The following is a 9,894-nucleotide window of genomic DNA, read 5'->3' as shown; positions in this document are numbered from 1 at the left end:
GTGCCCTTGGTGTCCTTGCCCCACGGCGTAACCGGGGTGCGACCACCAGAGGTCCGGCCTTCACCACCACCGTGCGGGTGGTCGATCGGGTTCATGGCGACGCCGCGAACGTGCGGACGCCAGCCCATGTGACGGACGCGACCGGCCTTGCCCAGGTTCTGGTTCATGTGGTCGGGGTTCGAAACCGCGCCCACCGTGGCCAGGCAGCCGTCCAGGACCATACGCAGCTCGCCCGAGCCGAGACGGATCTGGGCATAGCCCTGATCGCGGCCGACCAGCTGGGCGTAGGCGCCGGCCGAACGGGCCAGCTGGGCGCCCTTGCCCGGCTTCATCTCGATGTTGTGGATGATCGTACCCACGGGCATCGAGCGCAGCGGCATGGCGTTGCCCGGCTTCACGTCGACCTTTTCACCGGCGACGATGGTGTCACCGGCCTTCAGGCGCTGCGGAGCGATGATGTAGGTCTTCTCGCCGTCGGCATAGGTGACCAGGGCGATGAAGGCCGTGCGGTTCGGGTCGTATTCCAGACGCTCGACCGTGCCGACCACGTCGAACTTGCGACGCTTGAAGTCGATCTTGCGGTACAGCTTCTTGGCGCCGCCGCCGCGGAAACGGACCGCGATGCGACCGCCCTGCCCGCGTCCGCCCGACTTGGTCAGGCCTTCGGTCAGCGACTTTTCCGGACGGCCCTTGTGGAGCTCGGACCGGTCGACCAGCACCAGGGCGCGGCGGCCCGGCGACGTCGGATTGTAATGCTTCAGAGCCATCTGATCAGAGCCCCGTGGTGACGTCGATCGACTGGCCCTCGGCCAGCGTCACGATCGCTTTTTTGATGTCGACGCGACGACCGAGGATGCCCCGGAAACGCTTGGTCTTGCCCTTTTGGACCAGGGTGTTGACCTTCAGCACGTTCACTTTGAACAGGCTTTCGACCGCAGCGGCGATCTCGTCCTTGGTGGCGTTATCGGCCACGCGGAAGACGACCTTGTTCTGCTCCGACAGGATCGTGGCCTTCTCGGTGATCACCGGAGCCAGGATGGTGTCGTAGTGACGCGCGGTGGGTTGAGCGCCGGCCATTACGCGGCCTCCTTCTCAGAGAAGCGCGCCTCGATGGCTTCAACAGCCGCCTTGGTCAGCACCAGCTTGTCGGCCCGCAGGATGTCATAGACGTTCAGGCCGGCGTTCGGCAGCACGTCGATGTGCGGGATGTTACGGGCGGCCAGGCCGAAGTTGGCGTCGACTTCCGGACCCGCGATGATCAGGGCCTTGGTCCAGCCCAGCTTGCCGAAGGTCTCGCGCAGCGAGGCCGTCTTGGCTTCCTTGACCGTGACGCTGTCGACAACCACCAGGTTGCCGGCCTTGGCCTTGGAGGACAGGGCGTGACGCAGGGCCAGGGCGCGGACCTTCTTCGGCAGCGAATAGCCGTGGTCGCGAACGACAGGACCGAAAGCGCGCGAACCACCGACGAACTGCGGCGCACGGCGCGAACCGTGACGGGCGCCGCCGGTACCCTTCTGCTTGTACATCTTCTTGCCCGTACGAGAGTTCTCGTTGCGGGTTTGAACCTTGTGCGTGCCGGCGCGGCGCTTGGCCAGCTGCCAGTTGACGTAGCGGGCCAGCAGGTCGCCGCGAATGTCGGAGATGCCGAAGACGGCGTCCGACAGTTCAACGTCGCCCGAGGCCTTGCCGTCGAGTTTGATGACCGAGAGTTTCATTACGCTTCACCGCCTTCGGTCGCTTCGACGGCCGGGGCTTCTTCAGCCGGGGTCGAGGCGGGTTGAGCAGCAGCCTTGCTCGACTTGACGCCGGCCGGGAACGGGGCGTCGGCCGGGCGGGCCTTCTTGATGGCGTCGCGAACCTTGACGTAGCTGCCGTCATGACCCGGGACAGCGCCCTTGATCAGGATCAGGCCACGCTCGACATCCACGCGGACGACGGTCAGGTTCTGCTGGGTGACGATTTCCTGACCCAGATGGCCGGCCATCTTCTTGCCGGGGAACGTACGACCCGGGTCCTGACGGTTACCCGTCGAACCGTGCGAACGGTGCGAGACCGAAACGCCGTGGGTGGCGCGCAGACCGCCGAAGTTCCAGCGCTTCATGGCGCCGGCAAAGCCCTTACCGATGGTCGGGCCCTGGATGTCGACCTTCTGGCCTGCCACGAAGTGGTCGGCCGACAGCTCGGCGCCCACGTCCAGCATACCGTCCGCATCAATGCGGAACTCGGTCACATAAGCCTTGGGCTCGACTTCCGCCTTGGCGAAGGTCTCGCGTTGAGCCTTGTTGGTGTTCTTGGCCTTTTTGGCGCCTGCGCCCAGCTGCAGGGCGACGTAGCCGTCCCGCTCCTGAGTGCGTTGGCCGACGACTTGGCAGCCGTCGAGCTGAAGCACAGTGACCGGAACGTGCGCGCCGTCATCGGCGAACACGCGGGTCATGCCCAGCTTCTTGGCGATCACGCCCGTACGCATGTCGGATCCCGCCTCTTCTTTCTTAAATCTTGATCTCGACGTCCACGCCGGCGGACAGGTCGAGCTTCATGAGCGCGTCCACGGTCTGCGGGGTGGGGTCGACGATGTCGAGCACGCGCTTGTGCGTGCGGATTTCAAACTGCTCACGCGACTTCTTGTCGACGTGCGGCGAGCGGTTCACGGTGAATTTTTCGATCAGGGTGGGCAACGGGATCGGACCGCGAACGGTCGCGCCCGTGCGCTTGGCGGTATTGACGATCTCGCGCGTCGAAAAATCGAGGACGCGGTGATCGAAGGCCTTCAGCCTGATGCGGATGCTCTGATCCATATCGGTCGTTATTCCCAAGCGGTCGGAACCGCGTCCCTGTGAACCATTTCAAAGACCGAAGCCTCGGGAGCTAAGCCCCCAGGGAACGCAAATCCGCAAAAACGAGCGGCCCACGCAGAAATCCGCGAAGGCCGTGAAATCCCAAGAATGCTGCAAAGAACAGTAACTTAGGTCGTTCCTGCGGACCGCGTCTGCACCCGAAAGTGCACAGCCGGTCCAACAAGAGGGGCGCTTATGCCGTCCGATTCCGTTTCCGTCAAGCGAGGAAACGCAGCGACGTCCGCCATTCCGGTCTTGCGACCCGCAGGTCCGACCGCCGCCCGCGACGCCCCTCTTTATAGTGGAGTGTCGAGCGTCTGCGTGAGTCGAGATGGCGGCTTGGATTCTCCCACTCACGCCGCAACATTATTGCGGTTTCGCAAGCAGTTCGGGCAATTCTGAACGTCCATTCAGGCATTTGCCGCATCTCGGCCACATTGAGTTGCGGCTACGCCACACAACCGTTGCTCATGACGGTTGTGAGACAAAAGTAATCTCCACAGCTCCGCTTTCCTTGCTAACCCGCCGCTCCCCGCTGCGGTCCCTCCGCCGTGGCGGGGACCCGAACCAAGGAAAAGAAAAATGAAAACGCTCTTTCTCGCTACCGCCGCTGTCGCGGCCCTGCTGGCCGCCCCGGCTGCCGCCCAGAACGTCGGCTCGATCGGCCTGACCTACGCCAACACCGAAGTCTCGTATGACGGCGACGACGCCGACAGCGACGCCTGGGCCGTTGACGGCACGGTGGCAATGCCGGCCTTCGGCGACTGGACCGTCACCCTGGACGGCGCCGTCACCCGCTCGGACACCTTCGGCGAAGACGCGGAATCGCTGTCGGGCGCGGTGCACCTGACCAAAATGATCAGCTCGGACCTGCGCGCCGGTGGCTTCGTCGCCGCTGACGACGCCGGTATCGACCTGGCCTGGACGGTCGGCGCTGAAGTGCAGAAGTATATGGGCAACGCGACCCTGAGCGGCTCGCTGGCCTACACCACCCTCGACAGCTTCGGCGCCGATCTGGACGCCTGGACCATCGGTGGCGAGGCCGCCTACTACGTCATGCCGAACGTCCGCCTGAGCGCCGCTCTGAGCTACTCGGACCTGGAGTTCATGGACGAGAGCGAAGACGCCCTGACCTACGGCGTCGCCGGTGAATACGAGTTCGCCAGCACCCCGATCTCGATCCGCGCCGGCTACAGCCGCACGGACTTCGCAGACATCGAAGCCGACACCTGGACCATCGGTCTGCGCTACAACTTCGGTGGCGGCATGCAAGCGCGTGAGCGCGCCGGCGCCAACCTGCCGGGCGCAACCGGTCTGCTGAACCTGCTGGGCGGCGCTTCGTAAGAAGCGTCTCCGTCCCACGGGACAGAAGACAGAAAGCCCCGGCGGAGCGATCCGCCGGGGCTTTTTCTTGTCTGCCTCGAATGGAAAGAGGGGCCCGGGGGTTCCACGCTCCGGGCCCCTCCCCTGTTCAGCGGCGGGCGGGCGCCTGGTCCCAACCGCCTACGCTGACCTCTCCCGAGCCGATGATCGACCGCTTCATGTCGCCGGTGACGCGCGCCACCTTCACATCGCCCGAGCCGGCGACCGTGGCGTCCAGATTTCCGACCACGCCGCGGAAGTCGATGTCGCCCGAACCGGCGATCGACACATCCAGATCCCGCGCCGAGCCGCCGCGCACCAGCACATCGCCCGAGCCGCCGATGGCGATGCTGACCGCACCGTCCGCCCGCGCCAGATTCACGCTGCCCGAACCGCCGATGGCGATGTCCGCATCCCGAGTCGCTCCGGCCAGCACCGAGCCTGAACCGCCCAGGGCGATCTCCAGATCCTGCGACGTGCCCGCCCGGATGGCGCCCGAGCCGCCCTGGGCGATCTCCAGACGACCGTCGACATTGGCGACCGTCCAGGCGCCGCAACCGCCATTGCCCAGTTCGACCGAGCGCGCGCCGCGCCCCACGGCGCCGAACACCGCGCCACCGGCCTTCACATCCACATTTCGCGGCGTCCGCAGTACGATCATCGGCGCGTCGGCCAGATTGATCCGCCCGTGGCGACGCACTTCGACGCTGGCGCCGTCCCACGGCTGGCGACCATCGCCGCCCTGACAGTTACGCACCGCGTCACGCCCCAGATTGCCGTCGATGCGCACCTCATTTCCCCGGCGCTCGACGGTGGGGCGCGGCAGGCCGGCGCCGCCGGTGATCTCGACAGCGATGTCGGCCCGGTCTTCGGGTACGACGACGACGCGTGCGACAGCGTTCCTGATCTCAACGTCCTGCGCGACGGCCGGCGCGGCCATGGCCGCCAGAGACAGGGCCCCGAAGGCGACGGAGAGAATGAGCGGCTTCATGCGTTGGATCCTTTTCAGCTTGGCGAAAAGGTCGCGCGGGGCGCCCCCGATGTCATTTTAAATCGAGGTCATGAACCACTTGTAAGAATGCAGCCGTTCAGCCCCCCCGTTCAGACCGGGCGCCGCTCCAGCGTCCCGGCCCCGTCCACCGCCCCGACCTGGGGCTCGAAGTCCCGCTCGAAGGTGGCCAGCCGGTCCTTCAGCGCGCCCATGCGACGCAGGCCCAGCGACGCGGCCCAGCGGGCGGCGATCTCGGGCCGGCCCATCCGGTCGGTGGCGCGCGGCGCCCCGCCCCGACTGCGCTGCACCGCATTGGCGTACAGCGCCCCGTTGCGCATCCGCGACGACCAGGTCTGGAAGTCCATCGACAGCGAGACGCAAAACCGGTCCAGGTTCTCGACCCGGTGCGGCGCATACAGCGGCCAGGTCAGCGCCTGCCCCGGCTCCAGATCCATCACCTGGGCGTCGGCCTCGAACGCCAGCGTATAGGGCAGTTCCTCGGTCGTCTGGCGCGCGACCACCTGCTCCATCGCCCGCTCGGGCAGATGCGCCTCGTCGCCGGGATAAACGAACAGCCGCTTGCGCCCCCGCAGGTGGAACAGCACCACCCCCGCCGCGTCGAAATGATAGGGCACCCGCGCCTTGGGCGACGACAGGATCAACTGTCCGGCGTTGGTCACGGCCTTCAGCCCCGGATAGCGCCCCTGGATCGCCGCATATTCGGCCATCGCTGCGCGCCACAGTTCGGGCCAGCCCCGCTCGACCTCGCGCAGGTTCACCCACAGACGCCCCTGCTGGATCGCCTGCAACAGGTCGCCGCCCGACAGTCGCCCGCGCGCGCCGGTCCGCAAGGACACCTGCCCAGCGTCGTCATAGTCATACAGGTTGATGTCGAACAGTTCGGCCGGATAGCGATCCAGCATGGCCGCCAGCACCTCGTCCGAAGCGAAGCCCTGCTGGACCAGTCCATGCGGATGGATCTTCGCCTCGGCGATGGGGCCGGGGTAACGGGTGCGGCGCGCGGTGTCGGTCATGGCGATCCTCAAGCGGCGACGGGCGGACGGGTCAGTTTGTTGACGGCGGCGCCCGCGGCGACGGCGGCGCCCTTCATCCGGGCCAGACCCGTGGTCTCACAGGCCTCGATGGCGGCCCACCGGCGGCGCAGGCTGGTGCGCAGGCGCTCGCCCCGCTCGGCGCCCGTGGCGTTGATCATCGCCACGGCGGCGCGACTCAACCCCGCGCCCAGTCCCGGCCTCAGCACGACCGCTTCGCCGACCGTCAGCGTCGTGTTGCAGAAGTATTTCTTGTAGCGCTCGCCCGCGAACCCATAGTCGAACTCGCTGAAGCCCTCGGCCCCCGCCAGCCGCATCGTGTCCATGCTCAGCAGAATGCCCGGCGAGCACCGCGCCAGCCCTGGCTCATAGGTCGGGAACCAGAAATGGTAGCGCCGCCCCGCATGTAGCGAGAACTCCATGGCGCACAGGCGGTCACCTGCCCACAGCCCGGCCATCGACGCCCCGAAATCGCCCTCGGGACTGGCCATCAGGGCGTGCAGCAGGTCTCGCGTCCAACCGCAGGCGAAGATGTCGTGCCGGCCGGTGCGGCGATACTGGTCTCGCTTCAGGTCGATCAGCCGGTCCAGCAGCCCCGAATCCCGCAGCCCCGCCTCGACCCGGATCGGCCCCAGCTCGGCCTCCAGGCTACGGCGCGCGCGCTCCTTGTCCTTGAAATATTTGCCGAAGGCCGTCCGCCGCTCGGCGTACCAGGCGTCGAACTGGCCGTCTGGCAGGACGGCCAACAGGGTATCGCGCGTTTCCGCACCCGCCGCTTCGCCGACCCACCCGCCGACGTTCAGCCTGCGCGGGTTCAGCAAGGCCGCGACCTCATTCAGACTGGGCGCCTGGCCGGGCCGGGCGATGACCCCGTGATAGTCGTTCATGGGCGCCGCCAATGGCTGGATCGCCCCACCCCGTCGCTGGTGCGGGAAGAATCCGACCACCTGTCCGCCGCGATGGAATACCGCCACCGCCGCGCCGGGGCTGACCGCCGCCGCGATCTGCGTGAACTCGGGCCGGAAATAGGGGCTGCCCAGATCCGGATTGTCCGCCGCCATGGCGCGCCACAGGGCGATGTCGCCGGGCGTCAACGCCTCGGCCGCGACAATCTCGACCTGCAGTTTCTGGGACATCCGGACCTCTTCAGGCGGCGTCATGCAGGCGCCGTTCCAGCCCGCACCGTCGCACATGGCCTGTTTCGGCACGGTTTAGCGGCATGGTGAACGCTGTCTTGCCGGGGAGCGCGGTGGACGCTGGAGCGTTGCCTGATGTGATCGTCCCACCACTGCCGGAGCCTTGCCATGACCGACCCCCGTCCCGACAATCGCGAGACCGAGAACGAAAACCAGCGCACGCCCGCCCGCGAGGGTCAGCCGCCGCGCCCCGCCACCGAGCCAGCAGGCTCCGAGGGCTCCAGCAACCCCGGCGACACCGCCACCGATCCCGCCACCGGAAAACCCAATCGATGAAGACAGCCGCCGCCCTCGCCTTCGCCCTGACTCTGCCGCTAGCAACCGCCGCTTGGGCCCAGCCCCCCGTTGCCTGCCCCGTTCGCGCCGACGCTGTGATCGACAACGGCGGACTGACGAAAAGCCGGGCAGCGGTCGCGGGCGGCCGCCTGACCATCCTGGCCATGGGCTCGTCCAGTATCGAAGGCGTGGGCGCCAGCCGCCCCGACCTGGGCTTTGTCCCATTGCTGCAGGCCGGGCTTGAGCGCCGCCTGCCTGACGTCGACGTCACCGTCATTAACAAGGGCATCGGCGGCGAAACGGCCAAGGAGACCGCCGACCGGCTTGCGGTTGAGATCGCGGCGAACACGCCCGATCTGGTGATCTGGCAGCTGGGCACCAACGACGTGTTGCGCGATCGGACCATCGACGCCTTCTTCGGCGACTTCCGGCGCGGCCAGGGCCTGCTGGACCGCGCCGGTGTCGATGTGCTGCTGATCGACCCGCAGCGCCTGCCCGAGGCGACGACCAACCCCGCCTTCAAGGGTCGCAATCCGGCGCTGGGGGAAACCGCCCGGCTGATCGACCTCGAGGGCGGCCGCGTCGGCTACGCCGTGCTGCGCCGGTTCGACGCCATGGCCGACTGGGGCGGGCTGGATCGCGGCGGCGTCGGGCCCGACGACCTGCACCTGAACGATCAGGGCTACGCCTGCTGGGCCGAGATCACCGCCGAAGGTCTGGCCGCCGCCCTGCGCTGAGCGCGGAACGGGGCGCGTGCGCCGGGTGTTGCTCAGGTTCGTCTGAACCGGAGCCTGTATGCCCGTATTGCGTCCCCTGCCCCTTTGCGTATCCGTCCTTGCCGTGGCCCTGGCCGCCTGCGGCTCACCCGAACCGCGCGAAGCCGCGCCCGCGCCATCCGCCGCGGCGCCCACAGGCACGACCCTGTCGCGTGAAGCCATAGAACAGGCGGTCTTCACCGCCCCCGTCGCGGCCCCGCCCGCGTCCGATCCGGCCACTGCAGGTCAGGCCACCCCGCCCGCCCGACCGGACCCGGCCGTGATCCGGGCCCAGATTCTGCTGGATCGCGCGCGCTTCTCGCCCGGCGTCATCGACGGACTGGGCGGCGACAACACTCGTCAGGCCATCGCGGCCTTCGAAAAGTCGGTCGGCCTGCCCGAGGACGGCGTTCTGGACGCCCAGGTCTTCACCCGCCTGACCCAGACGGACAGCGCCCCCGTCCTGTCGGATTATGTGATCACCGCTGCCGACCTGACCGGGCCCTTTATCGGCGCGGTTCCCGCCGATCTGGAGGCGCAGTCGAAACTGGCGACGGTCGGCTACGCCACCCCGCTGGAGGCGCTGGCCGAGAAATTCCACGTCACCGAGGGTTTCCTGCAGGCGCTCAATCCCGGCGCCGATTTCGGCAAGGCGGGCCAGCGCCTGCTGGTCCCCGCGACCGGCCCGGCCGACCTGCCCGCCGACGTGGCCCGGATCGTGGTCGACAAGACCGAACGGTCGGTCCGCGCCTATGACGCCCAGGATCGCCTGCTGGCCTTCTATCCGGCCACCATCGGCAGTTCGACCCGCCCCGCCCCGTCCGGCAACCTGACCGTCGTCGGCGTCGCGCCCGAGCCGGACTACACCTACGACCCCTCGCGCGTCAGCTACGACCGGGGCTCGAAAAAGGTCGTGGTCCCCGCCGGGCCGAACAATCCGGTCGGTTCGGTCTGGATCGACCTGTCACGCGACACCTACGGCATCCACGGCACGCCGGACCCGTCCAAGGTCGGCAAGACCTTCTCCAACGGCTGCGTTCGCCTGACCAACTGGGACGCCGAACAACTGGCCGCCAGGGTGAAGCCCGGCGTGAAGGTGGAGTTCCGCTGACATACCCTTCTCCCCTCGGGGGAGAAGGTGGATTGCGGAGCAAGACGGATGAGGGGGCCGCTGGCCTCGCCCTCATCATTCGCCGCCTGCCCGCCGACAGAGCCCCCTCATCCGAGCGCCTCCGGCGCCCACCTTCTCCCCCGAGGGGAGAAGGAAGCAGACAGCAAAACGGCCCCGGATCGCTCCGGGGCCGTTCGCTTATTCAGACCGTCTCAGGTCGCCGATTACTCGGTGATCTTGGAGACGACGCCGGCGCCGACGGTGCGGCCGCCTTCGCGGATGGCGAAGCGCAGCTTCTCTTCCATGGCGATCGGGGT

The 9,894-nt window shown here is 67.7% G+C and carries 13 protein-coding genes; 4 read left to right on the top strand and 9 right to left on the bottom strand.

Translation table 11 applies throughout. From position 1 onward, the window contains the following. From rplB to rpsJ, 5 genes are all read right to left on the bottom strand, one after another. Positions 1–767, bottom strand: a 767-nt coding sequence (gene rplB / locus EON91_RS12705; protein WP_292095370.1) for a 50S ribosomal protein L2, incomplete at its 3' end; no start/stop codon positions are given. Between the two features lie 4 nt (positions 768–771). Continuing rightward, positions 772–1,077, bottom strand: coding sequence for a 50S ribosomal protein L23 (locus EON91_RS12700; RefSeq protein WP_292095368.1), 306 nt, complete (start codon positions 1,075–1,077; stop codon positions 772–774). Then, on the bottom strand, positions 1,077–1,715 hold the full coding sequence (gene rplD, locus EON91_RS12695; RefSeq protein WP_292095365.1) for a 50S ribosomal protein L4: 639 nt from the start codon (positions 1,713–1,715) through the stop codon (positions 1,077–1,079). The genes EON91_RS12700 and rplD overlap by 1 nt, the downstream gene beginning before the upstream one ends. Next, positions 1,715–2,467 (bottom strand): 50S ribosomal protein L3, encoded by a 753-nt coding sequence (gene rplC, locus EON91_RS12690; protein ID WP_292095364.1) that lies wholly within the window; start codon positions 2,465–2,467, stop codon positions 1,715–1,717. Before rplC ends, rplD begins: the two co-directional genes overlap by 1 nt. Positions 2,468–2,489: 22 nt before the next feature. Then, positions 2,490–2,795, bottom strand: a complete 306-nt coding sequence (rpsJ, locus tag EON91_RS12685; protein ID WP_003164367.1) for a 30S ribosomal protein S10 — start codon at positions 2,793–2,795, stop codon at positions 2,490–2,492. Between the two features lie 621 nt (positions 2,796–3,416). Here rpsJ and EON91_RS12680 point away from each other — a divergent pair. Beyond that, positions 3,417–4,178 carry a porin gene (locus tag EON91_RS12680; RefSeq protein ID WP_292095362.1) on the top strand — a complete coding sequence of 254 codons (762 nt, stop codon included), beginning with the start codon at positions 3,417–3,419 and terminating at the stop codon, positions 4,176–4,178. A 127-nt stretch (positions 4,179–4,305) separates the two neighbouring features. Here EON91_RS12680 and EON91_RS12675 read toward each other — a convergent pair whose 3' ends face one another. From EON91_RS12675 to EON91_RS12665, 3 genes are all read right to left on the bottom strand, one after another. Further along, positions 4,306–5,187 (bottom strand): DUF2807 domain-containing protein, encoded by an 882-nt coding sequence (locus tag EON91_RS12675; protein ID WP_292095357.1) that lies wholly within the window; start codon positions 5,185–5,187, stop codon positions 4,306–4,308. Positions 5,188–5,297: 110 nt separating this feature from the next. Beyond that, positions 5,298–6,221: a cupin-like domain-containing protein gene (locus EON91_RS12670; protein ID WP_292095356.1), complete on the bottom strand. Its 924-nt coding sequence runs from the start codon at positions 6,219–6,221 to the stop codon at positions 5,298–5,300. An 8-nt stretch (positions 6,222–6,229) separates the two neighbouring features. Then, a complete protein-coding gene (locus EON91_RS12665; protein ID WP_292095352.1) occupies positions 6,230–7,375 on the bottom strand; it encodes a GNAT family N-acetyltransferase in 1,146 nt (381 codons plus the stop codon). 168 nt (positions 7,376–7,543) lie between these two features. Between EON91_RS12665 and EON91_RS12660 the strand changes: the two genes are divergently transcribed. From EON91_RS12660 to EON91_RS12650, 3 genes are read left to right on the top strand one after another with little or no spacing between them, the layout of a single operon-like run. Then, complete coding sequence (locus EON91_RS12660) at positions 7,544–7,711, top strand: hypothetical protein (RefSeq protein WP_292095349.1); 168 nt, start codon at positions 7,544–7,546, stop codon at positions 7,709–7,711. After that, complete coding sequence (locus EON91_RS12655; RefSeq protein WP_292095347.1) at positions 7,708–8,448, top strand: SGNH/GDSL hydrolase family protein; 741 nt, start codon at positions 7,708–7,710, stop codon at positions 8,446–8,448. The genes EON91_RS12660 and EON91_RS12655 overlap by 4 nt, the downstream gene beginning before the upstream one ends. Positions 8,449–8,506: 58 nt before the next feature. After that, positions 8,507–9,577: a L,D-transpeptidase gene (locus tag EON91_RS12650; protein ID WP_292095344.1), complete on the top strand. Its 1,071-nt coding sequence runs from the start codon at positions 8,507–8,509 to the stop codon at positions 9,575–9,577. A 224-nt stretch (positions 9,578–9,801) separates the two neighbouring features. Here the strand turns inward: EON91_RS12650 and EON91_RS12645 are convergent. Beyond that, positions 9,802–9,894: hypothetical protein (locus EON91_RS12645; RefSeq protein ID WP_292095371.1), on the bottom strand; the 93-nt coding region annotated here is incomplete at its 5' end.

The organism is Brevundimonas sp., assembly GCF_004210735.1.
In the GTDB taxonomy this organism is placed as follows: Bacteria; Pseudomonadota; Alphaproteobacteria; order Caulobacterales; family Caulobacteraceae; genus Brevundimonas.
The sequence above is the reverse complement of the archived record's forward strand: the minus strand, read 5'-3'. Positions and strand labels throughout refer to the sequence as shown.